This is a genomic window from Alphaproteobacteria bacterium HT1-32 (assembly GCA_009649675.1).
Taxonomy (GTDB): Bacteria; Pseudomonadota; Alphaproteobacteria; order Rhodospirillales; family HT1-32; genus HT1-32.
The window spans coordinates 425,558-443,305 of record WJPL01000003.1 but is presented as its reverse complement, the minus strand read 5'-3'; the positions used below and the strand labels follow the sequence as shown (position 1 = coordinate 443,305).

General features: G+C 56.6%; 12 protein-coding genes and 1 pseudogene. 9 read left to right on the top strand and 4 right to left on the bottom strand.

Going from position 1 to position 17,748, the window contains the following annotated elements:
• Positions 1-191 precede the first annotated feature (191 nt).
• The 3 genes from GH722_17445 to GH722_17435 are packed head-to-tail and all read left to right on the top strand — an operon-like array spanning position 192 to position 5,528.
• Positions 192-1,946, top strand: coding sequence for an ATP-binding cassette domain-containing protein (locus tag GH722_17445; GenBank protein MRG73557.1), 1,755 nt, complete (start codon positions 192-194; stop codon positions 1,944-1,946).
• Between the two features lie 7 nt (positions 1,947-1,953).
• Positions 1,954-4,131, top strand: a complete 2,178-nt coding sequence (locus GH722_17440) for an ATP-binding cassette domain-containing protein (GenBank protein MRG73556.1) — start codon at positions 1,954-1,956, stop codon at positions 4,129-4,131.
• Entirely contained in the window at positions 4,128-5,528 is a 1,401-nt protein-coding gene (locus tag GH722_17435) for an HlyD family type I secretion periplasmic adaptor subunit (protein ID MRG73555.1), read from the top strand. Before GH722_17440 ends, GH722_17435 begins: the two co-directional genes overlap by 4 nt.
• Here GH722_17435 and GH722_17430 read toward each other — a convergent pair.
• On the bottom strand, positions 5,511-5,969 hold the full coding sequence (locus GH722_17430; protein ID MRG73554.1) for an NUDIX domain-containing protein: 459 nt from the start codon (positions 5,967-5,969) through the stop codon (positions 5,511-5,513). The two genes, GH722_17435 and GH722_17430, sit on opposite strands and share 18 nt — an antisense overlap.
• 114 nt (positions 5,970-6,083) lie before the next feature.
• On the opposite strand from GH722_17430, the gene GH722_17425 reads away from it, so the two are divergent.
• Positions 6,084-6,467: a cyclic nucleotide-binding domain-containing protein gene (locus GH722_17425; GenBank protein ID MRG73553.1), complete on the top strand. Its 384-nt coding sequence runs from the start codon at positions 6,084-6,086 to the stop codon at positions 6,465-6,467.
• Here the strand turns inward: GH722_17425 and GH722_17420 are convergent.
• A complete protein-coding gene (locus GH722_17420) occupies positions 6,451-7,848 on the bottom strand; it encodes an amidase (protein ID MRG73552.1) in 1,398 nt (465 codons plus the stop codon). The genes GH722_17425 and GH722_17420 overlap by 17 nt on opposite strands.
• A 163-nt stretch (positions 7,849-8,011) precedes the next feature.
• Here GH722_17420 and GH722_17415 point away from each other — a divergent pair, with 163 nt between their 5' ends.
• A complete protein-coding gene (locus tag GH722_17415; GenBank protein MRG73551.1) occupies positions 8,012-8,767 on the top strand; it encodes a DUF502 domain-containing protein in 756 nt (251 codons plus the stop codon).
• A gap of 9 nt (positions 8,768-8,776) precedes the next feature.
• Here the strand turns inward: GH722_17415 and uvrA are convergent, their stop codons facing one another.
• Together uvrA and GH722_17405 are read right to left on the bottom strand one after the other, a co-directional pair.
• Complete coding sequence (uvrA, locus tag GH722_17410) at positions 8,777-11,629, bottom strand: excinuclease ABC subunit UvrA (GenBank protein MRG73550.1); 2,853 nt, start codon at positions 11,627-11,629, stop codon at positions 8,777-8,779.
• A gap of 71 nt (positions 11,630-11,700) precedes the next feature.
• A complete protein-coding gene (locus GH722_17405; GenBank protein MRG73549.1) occupies positions 11,701-12,735 on the bottom strand; it encodes an EamA family transporter in 1,035 nt (344 codons plus the stop codon).
• Here GH722_17405 and ssb point away from each other — a divergent pair.
• The 4 genes and pseudogenes from ssb (at position 12,704) to GH722_17385 (ending at position 17,582) form a co-directional block, all read left to right on the top strand.
• Positions 12,704-13,225 (top strand): single-stranded DNA-binding protein, encoded by a 522-nt coding sequence (ssb, locus tag GH722_17400; protein MRG73548.1) that lies wholly within the window; start codon positions 12,704-12,706, stop codon positions 13,223-13,225. The genes GH722_17405 and ssb overlap by 32 nt on opposite strands.
• 340 nt (positions 13,226-13,565) lie before the next feature.
• A complete protein-coding gene (gyrA, locus tag GH722_17395; GenBank protein ID MRG73547.1) occupies positions 13,566-16,370 on the top strand; it encodes a DNA gyrase subunit A in 2,805 nt (934 codons plus the stop codon).
• The gene (coaD, locus tag GH722_17390; protein ID MRG73546.1) at positions 16,363-16,857 is read left to right on the top strand and encodes a pantetheine-phosphate adenylyltransferase; all 495 of its coding nucleotides are present in this window, start codon (positions 16,363-16,365) and stop codon (positions 16,855-16,857) included. Before gyrA ends, coaD begins: the two co-directional genes overlap by 8 nt.
• A gap of 170 nt (positions 16,858-17,027) precedes the next feature.
• Positions 17,028-17,582 (top strand): annotated as a pseudogene (locus tag GH722_17385) (peptidylprolyl isomerase).
• The last annotated feature ends 166 nt before the right edge of the window (positions 17,583-17,748 follow it).

The following is a 17,748-nucleotide window of genomic DNA, read 5'->3' as shown; positions in this document are numbered from 1 at the left end:
TTGTCTGTTTTGCAGCCGGAACGTCTCGGGGGAGGCGGATTGGCTGGAGAATTCGAAAGTAGTGCAAGCTGATTGTAGGGGGACATGACGGATACTCTGATCAATACTTTGATGTGGTTGTGCGCGGATGAATATCTGTTGCCGAAAACATGGGTTGGTCGGTTTTCTGTTATGCCTGATGAAGGGATTTCATGAGCGTTAACAGCTTCTTTGCGCGGGACGACTGGCCGCAGCGTCTCGGCATTACATCAGCTGTTCGAGGCAGTTTGCTCGACCTGTTTTTCGCCTCGATAACCATCAATATTCTGGCTCTCGCGCTGCCGCTGGCATTGCTGCAGGTCTATGATCGTATTCTGCCGAATGAAGCCGAGAGCACATTGCTGCTGCTTATGCTGGGTATTGGTGCGGCGGTGGTTCTTGAAGGCTTTCTGAAGCTTGGCCGTACTTATATCAGTGGCTGGGCGGGTGCGAAATTCGAGCATCTTGCCGGGGTGAGTGCTGTTGAGCGTCTGCTGATGACCAATCTGGCGGATTTTGAGCAGGAAGGTTCGGGGGTTCACCTCGAACGGCTTGGTTCGCTGAACACGCTGAAAGATTTTTATTCGGGTCAGGCATTTCTGACGATCTGGGATGTTCCGTTCGCGATCCTTTTTCTGGGGCTGATTGCCTATCTGGCGGGCTGGCTGGTTGCTGTTCCGGTTGTCGTGCTTGTTGTTTTCGTTCTCTTTGCCGTGTTTTTTGGAAAGCGTCTGAAAAAAGCGGTTCAGGAACGCATGACTGCGGATGACCGCCGGTACAATTTCATCATTGAGGTGCTGGCCGGTATTCACACGGTCAAATCGATGGCAATGGAAAGCCAGATGCTGCGCCGGTATGAGCGTTTGCAGGAAAGCTGCGCGGTGGCCGATGGTGCTGTCGCGATGGACAGCACCAACTCGCAGTCGCTGGGGACGGTTTTCTCGCAGTTGACGACGGTTGCTGTCGTTTGCGGCGGTGCGCTGCTGGTTATTGATAATCAGCTGACAATCGGTGGCCTGGCCGCCTGTACGATGCTCGCCGGGCGCGCGATGCAGCCCTTGCAGCGTGCCGTGGGTATCTACACACGGTTCCAGACGATTCTGATTGCCCGGGAGCGTCTGAAAGACCTCTGGAAACTGCAACCGGAAGTTAAAGCCGGAATGCCGAAGATCGGTCATATCGATGGTGCGCTTGAACTGCGTGACGTTGAGTTTCGTTTTGGGAAGGACGACGAAAAACCTGTGCTGGAAGGCGTGAATGTCCGTCTGAAAGCCGGGGAGGCTATGGGCATTGCAGGAGACAACGGTAGCGGCAAGACGACACTGCTCTGGCTGATGATGGGCGCATTGCGCCCGACAGAAGGTGAAGTTTATGTGGATGGTCAGGATCTGCGCGGCTTTGACCCGCATTCTTACCGGTCACAGATTGCCTATCTGCCGCAGCTGGGTGAGTTGTTCCAGGGCACGATCATGGACAATATCACGATGTTCCGGGGCGAGGAGTATGAGGAGGCAGCTACTGCAACCGCAGAATTGCTGGGCCTTGACGATGTCGTTTCGCAATTGCCGATGGGGTACGAAACCCGTGTTGGTGATGGGGCGTCTGATGCTCTGCCGCGCGGTATCAAGCAACGGATTGCCATTGCACGGGCGCTGGTTGATCAGCCGCGCATCGTTCTGTTCGATGAGGCAAATACAGCAATTGACGGATCCGGTGACAATATCCTTCGCGAGATGCTGGAGAAGCTGAAAGGCCATGCGACGATGGTTCTGGTCACACATCGTCCGTCCATGCTGAAGCTCTGCGATCAGGTTTTTGACCTGAAAGACGGACATCTGACCGAACGCGATATCTCACAGGATCCGATGTTCCAGCCGGCTCAGCCGCAGCAGCCGCAATTGCCGCCGCAGGAGCAGAAGAATGTCTGATGCTGCGATGGAAAACCTCCCGACACTGAGCAGCAATCAGGGATTGCTTGCCGACACGGCGGCGGGGCACCGGCTCAGCTTTTATACAGGTAAACTGGCGGAAGCGGCGAAGTCGACGGATTTTGGTGCCTGTCTGATTCCGTTGCTGACCGCATTGAAATGGCGTGGTGATCCACGACATGTTGCTGAAGCACTCCCGCATTTTGTCGATACGCTTGATCTCACCGGGTTCCGCAATGTCATGGCGAACCTGAATTTCTCCAGTCGCCCTGGCGAAATGAATCTGATGGAGATCGATGTCCGGCTGTTGCCCTGCCTGTATGTGCCGAGAAACCGGGCGGCCATGGTGATCCTGAAAATGGATACCAAGACGGTCACTGCCTTTGATGGCGAGACTGGCAAGATTGAGACCATGCCAGCAAAAAGCCTGAAGGGGACAGCCTACTTCTTCAAGCCGCTGGACGACGCGGACGCGCAGGCGGCACAGGCCCGTGTCGGCTGGTTCCGGGCGGCGACCGAACGCTTCCGCAGCCTGTTCTATCAGACACTTGGCGTAACGCTGGTGCTGAACATCATCGCCCTGGCATCGCCGCTGTTTGTCATGCAGGTCTATGACAAGGTGATTGCCTCGAAGTCGCAGTCGACCCTTGCCTGGCTGCTGTCCGGCATGTTGATCGCTATTGGTTTCGACATCGCCCTGCGCTGGATTCGGTCGAAGTTCCTTGCCCATGTGGGTGCGCGGCTCGACATGATCGTCGGTAATGCTGTGTTCCAGCGTATTCTGTTCCTGCCGCCGGCCTTTACCGAACGTGCGACGATTGGGGCGCAGGTTGCCCGCATCAAGGACTTTGAATCCATTCGCGAATTCTTCACCGGCCCGCTGGCGATTGTGTTCTTTGAATTGCCGTTCTCGATATTTTTTATCATCGTTATTGCGATTCTGGCCGGCCCGCTGGCGTTTGTACCGATGGTGATGGTGGGGATGTTCCTGCTGCTGGCCATGGTGGTCAGCCCGTTTGTGCGCAACAGTGTTTCCCGCAGTGCGCGGGCAGGGTCCCAGCGTCAGGAATTCGTGGTTGAGGCGCTCAGCAAGATGCGCGCCCTGAAATATACCGGTGCTGACCGGACATGGCTGGACCGTTATCGCGACCTTTCCGCGAAATCGGCGATGGCCAATTTCAAGACAGCGCAGATTTCTGCCATCGTGCAGACGGTTTCGCATGTGCTGGTCATCAGTGCCGGTGCCATCACCATTGCTTTCGGTGTCTTCCGGGTGCTGGCGGGAGACATGACCATCGGCGCGCTGGTCGCGACGATGATTCTGGTCTGGCGGGTGCTATCGCCGCTACAGACCGGGTTTGTTGCCCTGACGAGGCTCGAACAGGTGGTCTCAAGTATCAAGCAGATCGATAACCTGATGAATATCCGGCCGGAGCGGAACCCGCGTGAACAGGTAGCCCCGCTGAAGGCATTGCGTGGTCACGTGACCTTTGCCCGTGTCAGCCTGCGTTATACCAATGATGCCGATCCGGCACTGGTTGGTGTCAGTTTTGAAGCAGAACCGGGTGAAGTGGTGGCTGTTATTGGTCGCAACGGTTCGGGCAAATCGACACTGGTGAAACTGGTTGCCGGGCTTTATACGCCGCAGGCCGGTTCGATCCGGATTGACGGTATTGATATCCGGCAGATGGACCCGATTGAACTGCGTCATGCCATTGGCTATGTACCGCAAAGCTGTGATCTGTTCTTCGGAACGGTTGAGCAGAATCTGCGACTGGTCCATGCAACGGCCAGTGACGAGGAGCTTGAAAGAGCTGCGAAAATGGCCCTCTGCTATGATGATATCATGGCCCTGCCGCGTGGTTTTCAGACCCGTATCGGTGATGCCGGTGCCTCGCAACTGCCTTCCAGCTTCACACAGCGCCTGTCACTGACCCGCGCTTACCTGAAGACAGCGCCGATCATGCTGTTTGATGAGCCCGTGAATACACTGGATGGCGACGGTGACCGGGCTTTCGTACAGGCAATTGAAAATCTGCGCGGAAAATCAACGATCTTCATCGTTACGCACCGTCCCAGTCATTTGAAGCTGGCGGATAAAATCCTGGTGCTGGACACCGGTTATCTGCGTCTCGCTGGCCCGGCTGATGAAGTCCGGCCGCAAATTCCGAAGGATCTGTTATGAGCAATACTGAGGTCGTTCCACAGGCATCAGGCGGCGCTGTTGCTGCAGCAACCGGTGGCAAGCCACTGGTCCCGTCACCGATCAAGCAGGGCAGCCGGAATGCGCGACATCTGGCGCAGTCGGTCGTGCTGGAAGAAGCAGGTGTATCCGGACTGTTGCGCGCTGCGATGTTCCTGATCTTTGCCGCCGTCGCGAGCTTTATTGCCTGGTCCTATTTCACTGAAATTGATGAAGTCGCCGTAACCTTTGGTGAAGTTATCCCTGACGGTAAGGTGAAGCTGGTACAGCATCTGGAAGGCGGCATTGTCGGTGCCATCCTGGTTAAGGAAGACGAATATGTCGAAGAAGGACAGGTTCTGATCAAGATTGACCCGGCCCAGACCGCTGCGGAACTGGAACAGATGCGCAAACGCCGGGCCGGTCTGGCCTTGCAGGCGGAACGGCTGAGATCCTTTGCTTTTAACCGGGAATTCGACCAGACGGTTGTCGACAGCCGGTATAACTCACTCATTAACGATCAGGTCCAGATTCTGAGACAGCAGCGTGGTTCGCTGGATGCACGGATGGATGTTGTGCAAACCCAGATTGCGACCCGTGAAGCGGAAATCCGGACCTTTGAGCGGCAGGAAAGTTCATTGCTGCGGCAGATTGCCAGTGTCCGGGAAGAACTGCAGTTGCGTGAAGGGCTGCTGAAGAAGGGCCTGATGTCGAAGATCATCGTGCTGGACACCCAGCGCGAGATGGATCGCCTGCAGGGTGAATTGTCCCGGCTGCGCGGTCAGACAGCACAAAGCCGTGAGCAGCTGATTGAATCCCAGTCGCGTTTGCTGGAAACGGAAGAAGCGTCCCGTGACACTGCCCTGCAGGAAATGGGGACGGTAGCCAGTGAACTGTCTCAGGTTGAAGAAGCTGTCAAACGACTGGAAGAACGCTTTGGCCGGCTGGATGTGCGTGCCCCGGTTGCCGGATATGTTCAGGGTCTTCAGACTGTCACGCTCAGTGGTGTTATTGCTCCGGGCGGGGTGGTTTGCGAGATTGTCCCGGGTGATTCCAATCTGGTGATTGAATCGAAGATTACTGTTCGTGATATCGGCCATGTCACAGAAGGTCAGGAAGTAACGGTCAAGGTAACCACCTATGACTTCGCCCGTTATGGCGGGGTCAAGGGACGGCTGGTCCGGATCTCCGAATCAACCTTCCTGGATGAGCAGAACGAGCCCTACTACAAGGGCATCATCGAGATGGATCAGAATTATGTCGGAGATGAAGAAGACGGGCATGTGGTTCGTCCGGGGATGACCGTACAGGCGGATATCAGCACCGGTTCAAAATCACTGTTCAGCTATCTTCTGAAACCGATTTATTCCTCAATCCAGACATCATTCGGAGAGCGTTGATGTCCGGCTGATGACATCTCCGGCGAGACGGATAATCCGTTCTGTCTCGCTCCACAGGGTATAGTTGGCAAGATCGTCTATGGCGACCCAGCGGGCATCGGTGACATCGTCTCCGGCAAATGGCTCGCCATCCTGCCAGACAGCGGCGAGGTCAATCAGCGTATAGTGAAACTCGATCCCGGTCCGGTCGGGGTCTTCTGAAGGCCGGATCAGATCAACCACGTCGATAAGGCCTTTGACTGTGATGCTGACGCCTGTTTCTTCCAGAACTTCCCGAACAGCGGCCTCAGCGACCGTTTCACCGAGTTCCTGGCCGCCGCCGGGAATGCTCCACTGGCCAACTCTCGGCGGTGTTCCGCGGCGGATCATCAGAACAGAATCGCCTTTCAGCACGACGACGCCGACACCAACAAGAGGTCGGTCAGGAAAGTCACGTTTCACGTCTGATATCCTGTCTCATGCCCGTTGCTCTACTGATCATTTGTTTCCCGGCCCGAGTTTGCGATACTGCAACTTATCGAATCGTCGAGTGTTATTCTTGGGCCAAATTATCTGATGTCAAAGAACGTCAACCAGAAGATCTATTTCGCCGGGAACACGATCTTTAATGAAGGTGAGACTGGAACCCGTGCCTTTCTGATAAAGGAAGGGGAGGTCGAGATCCGCAAGCAACTCGGCAACCGGGAAATTCTGCTGGGCACAATTCAGAAAGGATCGATTTTCGGGGAAATGGCCCTGATCGACGATCAGCCCAGAAGTGCGTCTGCCGTTGCGGTGCGTGATACCACGGTCATCATCATTTCCCGGGATGTTCTGCAGGGAAAACTGGCTTCTGCCGACCCGTTTGTTCGGGGCTTGCTGAATATTTTCGTGCGCAACCTCCGGACAATGACGAAACGGATGAGCGCCCTGGAACGGCAGCTTAACGGGGCGGAGTAACCACCCCCGGCGCCCGGCCAATGATATCCGCAGCCTGGCCAAGAACTCCTTCCACTGCCAGACCAGCCGACAGCAACTGTTCGTCGTGACCGCCCCGGGCAAGAAGCTGCAGGCCAACAGGCATGCCGGCGCTGTCCTTTCCGACAGGCAGGGTCAGTCCGCAAAGTCCAAGATAGTTGCCGATCGCTGTATTGCGCAGGGACAGCAGGTTTGATGGGGCGTAGGTTTCCGGCTCGGCGCATTCGGCAACAGCCGGTGGGGTGATCGCAACTGTCGGGCAGACCATGATATCAACATCGGCAAACCGGGCATCGGCGGACGCGACGGCTTGTGCCAGTGCCCTGAGCCGGTCTTCGTAAAAACCGGTCTTTGATGTGTCTGTCCCGACCATCCGGCGTTTCACGGGCCAGTCCATGCTTTCGAGCCAGTCCGGCAGTTCCGCATCGATAAAGCGGCGCAGTTCCATCGCCGGAATGCCACTGTGACAGAGCAGGTCAAAAGCTGTTTCGGCTTCCGGAAAATCAGCATCGATCAATGTAGCCCCGGCGGCTTCCAGTTTCTTCAGGGCCGCCATGACATTTTCTGTTACACCGGGAGAGCAGCCGTCGAAGGCCATCTGACGGATGCAGCCGATGCGAAGCGCTGCGGTTTCAGCCTTCTGAACCTGTCTTTTGCCCTCAATGGCGGCAAAGGCAAAGGCGGCATCAGCGACACTGCGGGTCAGAATACCAACCGTGTCGAGCGTCGGACTCAGCGGGACAACACCATCCGTTGACCAGCGCCCAATCGAAGTCTTCAGACCGACATTACCTGTCATGGCTGCCGGAATACGCACCGAACCACCGGTGTCTGTTCCCAGCGCCAGCAGGGCCGAACCTTCTGACAGGCTGACACCGGCGCCAGCGCTGGAGCCGCCGGAAACCCGGTGGACTGACGGATCCCACGGATTGCGTACGCTGCCCCAGTGCCCGTTGACGCCCAGTCCGCCAAAGGCAAACTCGACGGTATGGGTTTTGCCGGTAAAGGCGGTACCCTGTTTGCGGAGCAGGGAGATCAGCCATCCCTCCCGAGAGAATTTTTCGGGGAGGGCCTTTGGCGTGCCGGCGTAAGTTTCCATATCACTGACACCATAAAGATCCTTAACCGAGACCGGAATTCCGGCGAGAGGGCCAGCCTTGCCTGCCTGTAGCAGCTTTTCGGCTTCAGTCTGCATATCTGCCAGCACATCCGGGCGCCATTCCCGGTAAGGGGTGGGGTCATGGTCAGGTTGTGCGTCGCGGGCAGCGGTTACCGATTCTTCCAGTTCGTCAACCAGGGCAGGGCTGGCTTTCAGGCGTTCTGCGATATCGGCGAGGGGCTGGGCTGCTAATTCTTTGGTCATGAAATTCCTCCGGTCCGGAGGGACGATACGGCGGAGAACTTGGCTGGCACAAGCCCCAAGGATTTATTTGAATGTCTCACGCTGGGGATTTGTTTGTCCCTGCGGGTAGGATAGGCTGAGACACGGTGATTTTTGCCGGGATTATTTTGAAGGTGAGGCGGTAATGTTAACCCGTAATACGGAACGTAAGGCCGGTTTTGGCAGCAGGCTGCGCGGCTATTTTCTGGCCGGTATTCTGGTTACGGCCCCGATAGGTATTACCGTGATGCTGGCCTGGTGGTTCATCGGCTGGGTTGATGACCGTGTCGTGCATCTGATCCCGCATACCTATAATCCGGAAACCTATTTACCTACGGCGTTGCAGGGCTTCGGTATTCCCGGCCTCGGTCTGCTGGTGGTCATCATCGTGCTGACGCTGATCGGTATGCTGACCGCTGGTTTTGCCGGTCGTTTCATCGTTCGCCTGTCAGAGCGGATCCTGGCCCAGATGCCGGTGGTCAGTAAGCTGTACAGTGCCCTGAAGCAGATATTCGAAACTGTCATGGCGCAGAAGTCGGATGCTTTCCGGCAGGCCGTCCTGATCGAATATCCCCGGCGTGGTATCTGGGCTATCGGTTTTCTGACCGGCACCACCGAAGGCGAGGTACAGAACCTGACGCAGGAGCGGGTGGTCAATGTGTTCCTGCCGACCACGCCAAACCCGACGTCCGGGTTTCTGCTGTTCCTGCCGAAGGAAGATGTCATACCGCTGACCATGAAGGTCGAAGATGCCATCAAGATGGTCGTCTCCGGCGGTATTGTTACCCCGCCGGACCGCCGTACAGATGCGGAAAAAGCTCAGCCGAAAACATCGGCCAAGACCTTTGAACGGCTGGACATCGCGCGGGAGAAACAGACGTCAGGCCGGCTGGATACCTGACGCAGCTCCTCAGGCGCTTTTCTTCACCGGTTTGCGCTCGAGCAGGGGCTTGAGAAACTTGCCGGTGTAGCTTTCAGCCACTTCGATGATGTCTTCCGGCGTGCCTGTCGCGACGATACGCCCGCCGCCGGTGCCACCTTCCGGACCGATATCAATGACATGATCGGCGGTCTTGATGACGTCCATGTTATGTTCGATCACCACCACCGTATTGCCGGATTCCACCAGTTCCTGAAGGACTTCCAGCAATCTGCGGATATCTTCGAAATGCAGGCCGGTTGTCGGCTCGTCGAGGATATAGAGCGTTTTCCCTGTCGCGCGTTTGGACAGTTCTTTTGACAGCTTGATGCGCTGGGCTTCACCGCCGGACAATGTCGTCGCGCGCTGCCCGATATGAATGTAGCCAAGGCCGACCCGGGCAAGGGTGTCCATTTTTTCACGGATCAGCGGTACTGCCTTGAAGAATTCAGCCCCTTCCTCAACCGTCATGTCGAGCACGTCGGCGATGGATTTGCCGCGGAAGCGGATTTCCAGGGTTTCCCGGTTGTAGCGTTTGCCCTTGCAGACATCGCACTGGACATAAACGTCCGGCAGGAAATGCATCTCGATCTTGACCACGCCATCGCCCTGACAGGCCTCGCAGCGCCCGCCCTTGACGTTGAAGCTGAAACGACCGGGGGAATAGCCACGTTCCTTGGCCACCGGCAGTCCGGCAAACCATTCGCGGATCGGGGTGAAGGCCCCGGTATAGGTCGCCGGGTTGGAGCGCGGTGTGCGGCCAATCGGTGACTGGTCGATATCGATGATCTTGTCGAGAAACTCGACACCGGTGATGCTGTCATGTTCGCCGGGCAGGGCGCGGGCACCATTCATCCGCCGGGCCAGCGCCTTGTAGAGGGTTTCAATCACCAGTGACGACTTGCCGCCACCTGAAACGCCGGTGATGCAGGTCAGCGTGCCCATCGGTATCTTTGCAGTAACGTTCTGCAGATTGTTGGCCCGCGCTCCCTTGATAGTGAGAAACCGGTTGCGGTTGGCGCTGCGACGTTTCTTGGGAATATCGATCTGGCGGTAACCGGCCAGATACTGGCCGGTCAGGCTGTCCGGATTCGCGATCACCTTGTCAGGAACGTCTGCGGCAACAACATGGCCGCCGTGAATACCGGCACCCGGTCCCATATCGACCAGAAAGTCGGCAGTCCGCATGGCTTCTTCATCATGCTCGACAACCAGTACGGTATTGCCGAGGTCGCGCAGCCGTTTCAGCGTCATCAGCAGACGTTCATTGTCGCGGGAATGCAGGCCGATTGATGGTTCGTCCAGCACATAGAGCACGCCGGTCAGCCCCGAACCGATCTGGCTGGCGAGACGGATGCGCTGGCTTTCACCACCTGACAGTGTGGCGGACGAACGAGACAGGGTCAGATATTCAAGACCGACATTGCACAGGAAGCCGAGCCGCTCGTTGATCTCTCTCAGAATACGGTAGGCGATGGCCTGACGCTGTTCGTTCAGGCTTTCGTTGATGGTCGAGAACCAGTCCCGTGCTTCCGAGATGCCCATCGCCGTCACTTCGCCGATATGCAGACCGCCAATCTTGACGGCCAGGGCTTCCTGTTTGAGACGGTGGCCACCACAGACGGAACAGTCATTGTTCGACTGATATTTGCTCAGTTCCTCGCGTACCCAGCTTGAATCGGTTTCGCGGAACCGGCGCTGCATGTTCGGAACAACGCCCTCGAAAGGCTTCTTGGTTTTATAGGTGCGCAGACCATCATCATATTCCAGCGTAATGTCTTCTGTGCCGGAACCATACATGATGACATTCCGGACCTTCTCCGGCAGTTCCGACCAGGGGGTTGCCAGACTGAAATCATAGTGCCTCGCCAGACTGCGCAGGGTCTGGTCGTAATAGCGGGAACTGGAATTTGACCAGGGGTCGATAGCGCCAAGGGACAGAGGTTTCTCGGTGTCGGGGATCACCAGATTGTCGTCAAACATCAGCTCGACACCCAGTCCGTCGCAGGACGGGCAGGCGCCGAACGGGTTGTTGAACGAGAACAGCCGGGGTTCGATTTCATCGATGGTGAAACCGGATTCGGGGCAGGCGAATTTTGAGGAGAATACAGTCTGTTCCTCAGTGTCCGCATTCTCGATATAGACAATGCCTTCCGTCAGTTCGAGCGCTGCCTCCAGACTTTCCGCCAGCCGGGCCGCGATGTCTTCCCGGATAACCACGCGGTCAACGACCACGTCGATATTATGTTTGAACTTCTTGTCGAGGGCAGGTGCGTCTTCAATACGATAAACCGTGCCGTCGATCTTGACGCGCTGAAAGCCACGGCGACGGAAATCAGCCAGTTCCTTGCGATATTCACCCTTGCGGCCCCGAACAACCGGCGCATTGATGAAGATGCGGGTATCTTCCGGCATTTCCATGATCCGGTCGACCATCTGGCTGATTGTCTGACTTTCAATCGGCAGGCCGGTGGCCGGCGAATAAGGGATACCGACACGGGCGAACATCAGGCGCATATAGTCATAGATTTCGGTGACCGTACCGACGGTCGAGCGCGGGTTCTTCGATGTGGTTTTCTGATCAATCGAAATTGCCGGTGACAAACCCTCGATCAGGTCAACATCAGGTTTCTGCATCAGTTCCAGAAACTGCCGGGCATAGGCGGAGAGACTCTCGACATATCGCCGCTGTCCCTCTGCATAAACCGTATCAAAAGCGAGAGAGGATTTGCCCGATCCGCTCAACCCGGTCAGGACGACCAGAGAGTCCCGGGGCAGGTCGATATCAACATTTTTCAGGTTATGTTCGCGGGCGCCACGAATGGAAATCGTCGGTGATGTCATGAATAAGCCAGATGTTCCGTGTTGGTTCCCGCCTTATATGGAGGCTGTGGCCCGGACTGGCGAGTCTGTTTTTATTTTCTGGTGTGGATATCTTCAGGTCGCCGACGGTTGATAGCCCAGAGACTTGCCAGAATCAGGGCAAACCCGGCGATCTGTTCAATATGAAGGCTTTCTCCGAACAGCAGCACACCCCAGAGCATGGCGACGACGGGAACAAGATAGCTGACAAGTGACAGCTGGGCTGCGGTGACGGTACGGAGCAGCCGGAACATCAGGATCGGCGGCAGGGCAGAGGCGACCAGAGCAAGGATACAGACAAAAAGCCAGGACATGCCCGACATTTCCGGCAGGCCCGGACCTTCGACGGCGACATAAGCGGGGGCAATGACCATCAGGCTGACAATCATCTGTCCGGCCCCCAGCAATACCGGGGAATGACCGGATACCCTCCGGCCAATCAGTGAGGCGCAGCCATATCCCAGTGCGGCCAGGATGATGGCCAGTTGCCCGATCAGACCGTCTGTCAGTCCGCCGAGGGCATTGGGCCCAATAACAAAGGCAACACCGGTCAGGCCAAGCAGAACGCCGGTGATGGACCGGCGGGTCATTCTGGTCTCACCCTCAACGAAATGACCGATGAGGACGGTGAAAACCGGGACGGCAGAAACCAGAATGCCAGCCAGTGCGCTGTCGATGAACTGCTGCCCCCAGGCCATAAGGATGAAGGGCAGGGCAGCACCGGTCAGGCCCAGCCAGAAAGTGATGACTTTTGGCGGCATGCTCAGCTGATGCCCGCTACTGCGCAGATACAGGACAGCAACCAGCAGTATCACCAGCCCCATGGCGGAGCGGACCAGCGCGACTTCCATCGGCGATGCGCCAGCCAGTGCCAGCTTCGTAAACATGAAAGCACTTCCCCACATCAGGGCGAGGGCGGAAAGCATCGTCCATTCGCGGAGGTTCATCTGAGGTTCTCTGGTGCTATCTGTGGATAAGTGCGTCTGGAAGGCAGCGTAAAAAACTGTACAGTGCCCGCATATAAAAGGCACCTCATGACAACGCCAGGGAAGAAAAATGGCAGGCTCGGTTAACAAGGTTATTCTCATTGGGAATGTCGGCGCGGATCCGGAGATCCGGTTTGCGCAAAGTGGCAGCAAGATCGCCAATATTCGGCTCGCAACATCGGAAAGCTGGAAAGACAAGCAATCCGGCGAGCGCCGGGAAAAAACGGAATGGCATCGGATTGTCTGCTTTTCTCCGGGCCTGAGTGACGTGATCGAGCGTTATGTCAAAAAGGGCTCGAAGCTCTATATCGAAGGCAAGCTCCAGACCCGGAAATGGCAGGATCAGAGCGGAAATGATCGCTATTCAACGGAAGTTGTTCTGGATGGTTTCGGTTCGACACTGACCATGCTGGATGGCCGCGATGGTGGTGGATCCGGCGGCGGTGGCGGCGGTTATGGTGGCGACGATGGTGGCTATGGCGGCGGCAGCAGTGGCGGCAGCGGTGGTGGTGGCGACTATGGTCGTGGCGGCGGGTCTGCCGGCGGCGGGTTCGACCGGGGTGACGATCTGGACGACGAAATTCCCTTCTGATCCGGCGGTGCCGAGATATTCCGGGCGGGTGATAGATCCGCCCGGAGCCACCAGAAGGACAGGCGGTTCAGTGGGCTGTGAGCATGCTGGATGAGAATTGTGGCAATCATCTTCAACTGGCGTTTTGCTCCGATATGGCCTGATCTGCCTAGTATCTGCGACCTCGCTGCAACCCGGATTTCTGAAATACAGGCTTCAATTCCTGCGGTTTGTTCTCGCCGGGCTGAAATGCTATAAAAACGGGTCGAATCGTGGCGCGGTAAGTCGTCAGTGACGATATGCAGAAATGCATTCTACCTAGTTGAAAATAAACGGAAGTGTCCGTCTCTTGAGCGACGAAATCCTGGGCGGGCCGGCCGCCACTGATATAGCGCCGGTATCCATCGAAGACGAAATGCGCCGTTCCTATCTCGATTACGCGATGAGCGTGATCGTGAGCCGGGCGTTGCCCGATGTTCGGGACGGTCTGAAACCGGTTCACCGGCGTATTCTGTTTGCCATGAAGGAAGGCGGGTACGACTACAACCGGCCGTTCCGGAAATCGGCACGTATCGTCGGTGACGTGATGGGTAAATATCATCCCCACGGTGATTCGGCGATTTATGACGCGATGGTGCGTATGGCGCAGGATTTCTCCATGCGCCTCGAACTGATCGACGGGCAGGGTAATTTCGGCTCGATGGACGGCGATCCGCCGGCAGCCATGCGGTATACCGAAGCGCGGATGACGCGCGCGGCCCATGAAATGCTGTCTGACATCGACAAGGATACGGTCGATTATCAGAACAACTATGACGATACGGTGAAGGAGCCGACGGTACTGCCGTCGAAGATCCCCAACCTGCTGGTCAACGGTGCCGGTGGTATTGCTGTCGGGATGGCGACAAATATCCCGACCCATAACCTTGGCGAGGTTCTGGATGGCTGTATTGCCTATATCGAAAACACGGCGATCACCATTGATGAACTGATCGATATCATTCCCGGACCGGATTTCCCGACGGGCAGTATCGTCTTCGGAAAGTCCGGTATCCGTTCTGCCTATCACACGGGGCGCGGATCGATCATCATGCGCGGTCGTGCCGAGATTGAGCGGATGGCGAATGATCGCGAGAAAATCGTGATTTCGCAGATTCCTTATCAGGTGAACAAGTCACGCATGGTCGAGCAGATCGCCGATGCCGTGCGCGAGAAGAAGATTGAAGGCATCAGCGATCTTCGGGATGAGTCCGATCGCGACGGCGTTCGTGTTGTCGTCGAGGTCAAGCGAGGCCATATCGGCGACGTGGTGCTGAATCAGCTGTACCGGCATTCATCCCTGCAAACCAGTTTCGGCATGAACATGCTGGCGCTGAACCGCGGCAAGCCGGAACTGATGAATCTCAAGGACATGATCGGCGCGTTTGTCGATTTCCGCGAGGAAGTCATCACCCGCCGGACCCGGTTCGAACTCGCCAAGGCCCGTGACAGGGCGCATGTCTTGGCCGGTTTGCTGGTGGCGATTACCAATCTTGATGCGGTCATCGCGATGATTCGCTCTGCGCCGGACCCGGCAACAGCCCGTGAACGGCTGATGGCTGAGAACTGGCCGGCAGATGAAGTGGCTGATTTCATTGCCCTGATCGACGATCCGGGCCATCAGGTGATCGATGGTCATTACAAGCTGTCCGAAACTCAGGCGCGGGCCATCCTTGATCTGCGTCTGCACCGCCTGACAGGTCTGGAACGGGACAAGCTGGTTGAGGAAACTCAGTCGATTGCTGCCCAGATCGAGGAATTTCTCGAAATTCTTCAGTCCCGCGCGAAGCTGGTTGAGGTGATGCGCGGTGAGTTTGAGGAAATGCGGGATCTGTTCGGCAACGAACGCCGGACGACACTCGAAGATATCGATTTCGAGCAGGATATCGAGGCGCTGATCCAGCGTGAAGACATGGTGGTGACACTCAGCCACAGCGGCTACGTCAAGCGCGTGCCGATTTCCACCTATCGCGCACAGCGCCGGGGCGGAAAGGGGCGGTCCGGCATGTCGACGCGGGATGAGGATTTTGTCTCCAGCGTCTTCGTGGTGAATACGCACACACCGGTCCTGTTCTTCTCGTCTGCCGGCATGGCTTACAAGATGAAGGTCTACAAGCTCCCGGTCGGCTCTCCGCAGTCACGTGGCAAGGCGCTGGTGAACCTGCTGCCGCTGGCCGAGAACGAGACGATTACGACGATCATGCCGATGCCCGAGGACGAGGAGTCCTGGAACGATCTGCATGTCATGTTCGCGACCGCCAGTGGTGGCGTGCGGCGAAACAGCCTGTCTGATTTCGTCAGTGTCCGGGCAAACGGCAAGATCGCCATGAAGCTTGATGATGGCGACAGTCTGGTCAGCGTGGCTGCCTGCCGTGAAGATCAGGACGTGTTGCTGGTTGCGAAGTCCGGAAAATGTATCCGCTTCCCGGTCGTGGATGTGCGTGTGTTCTCCAGCCGGAATTCAACAGGTGTTCGTGGCATCCGGCTCCAGAAGGGTGACCGGGTCATGGGGATGTCGATTATCGATCATACGGCGATCGATATTGAAGCGCGGGACGAGTATCTGCGTTACGCAAATGCCAAACGCCGGGCCGAGAATGCCGAAGCGGGCGAGCAGGGTGAGAATGGCGAGGTGCCGGATTCGACTACGGCCGAGATGCCGGCGCTGGAACGGCTGAGCGATTCGGATGTCGCGGAGCTGGAAGCCGCTGAGCAGTTTATTCTGACAGTCACCGAAAATGGTTTCGGAAAACGCAGTTCAGCTTATGAATACCGGGTCACGAATCGTGGCGGGCAGGGTATCTGGAACATTGACCCGTCTGACCGCAACGGTGACGTTGTGGCTTCCTTCCGTGTCGAGAGCGACAGTCAACTGGTCATGGTGACGGACGGTGGCACGCTGATCCGTATTCCGGTTGAAGGTATTCGCATTGCCGGCCGTAAAACGCAGGGCGTCCGCCTGCTGACCACCGCCGAAGACGAACATGTCGTCTCGGTAACCGGCATGATTGATGATGATGAAGCGGCGGAAGATGCTGCAGAATCGACTCTGGCTGATGGCGAAGCGGTAACTCCGGCAGATGCGGAGAATGCCGTGCAGCAGCAGGAGGAGCCGGGTGATGGCTGATCAGCGCGTTGGGCTTTACCCCGGCACTTTTGACCCGATTACCAATGGGCATCTTGATATCATTGCCCGGGCCCGCCGGGTGGTTGACCGGCTGATTATCGGAGCCGCCGTTAATGACGGCAAGGGGCCGATGTTTTCCCTGGAAGAGCGGGTTGCGCTGATCGAAGCGGAAGTGGCGACACTGCCCCCGTCAGATACGATTGTTGAAGTTCAGCCGTTCGATACTCTGTTGATGAACTTCGCTGAATCCTGCGGAGCCTCGGTCATCATTCGCGGGTTGCGGGCGGTCTCGGACTTTGAATACGAGTTTCAGATGGCAGGTATGAATGCGCGTCTGAACCCGAGAATCGAGACAGTATTCCTGATGGCCTCGGACCGGAATCAGTTTATTTCATCAAGATTTGTAAAAGAAATTGCCCGCCTGGGCGGGGATGTCAGTCATTTCTCCTCTGCGCGTGTCGTCAAGGCTCTTGCTGAGAAACAATAAAATGGCGCGATACGGGTGTTTTTTGCCCGTTAGGTCTTAATTCAGCCTTTTCTTGGTTATACTGTCGGTGTTGGATAGATGTGATAGTCTGCGCCTCGGCACCGGATCGGTGGTTGAGTGTGATATCACGTGGTATAAGCATTTCTGTCGGTAATGGAGGGTATGAATCGATGTTAGTCAGGGCGTTTTGCCTCGTCGCTTCAATCCTTATGATTCTGGGTTCTGCTGCTCATGCGCAGGACAAGAAGGGTGGGCTTGACCCTGAGAATACACTCATCATGCAGCTTGAGACCGGAAATGTGGTTATTGAGCTGCGACCGGATCTCGCACCAAATCATGTTGCCCGTATCAAGAGGCTGGTTCGCGAAGGTTTCTATGATGGTCTGCTGTGGTTCCGGGTTATCAAGGATTACATAGCGCAAACCGGTGATCCGCGAGGCAATGGGACCGGAGGGACCGGAGAGACCATCAAGGCTGAATTCTCCAAGGAACCTCACGATCTGGGCACTGTGTCCATGGCACGGAAGTCGGATCCGGATTCCGCTGACAGCCAGTTTTTCATATCCATGCGGCGTATCGAAGGCCTTGATGGCCAGTATACGGTGTTCGGTAAAGTTGTCTCCGGAATGGAATTTGTGACCCGGATCAAGACGGCGGAACAGGACGCAAACGGGATTGTCACGGAGCCGGACCGGGTGGTTTCTATCCGGGTCTTGGCGGATGTGGATTCAATCCAGCAAAAGCTGAGCAAACTTCTGGAAACCCTGAAAGACCCCGCCGACACGCTGATTCTCGAACTTCGGACAGGGCTGGTAGCGATCAAGCTGCGCCCTGACCTGGCGCCGAAACATGTCAAACGTATCAAGGAACTGGTGCGTGAAGGCTTCTATG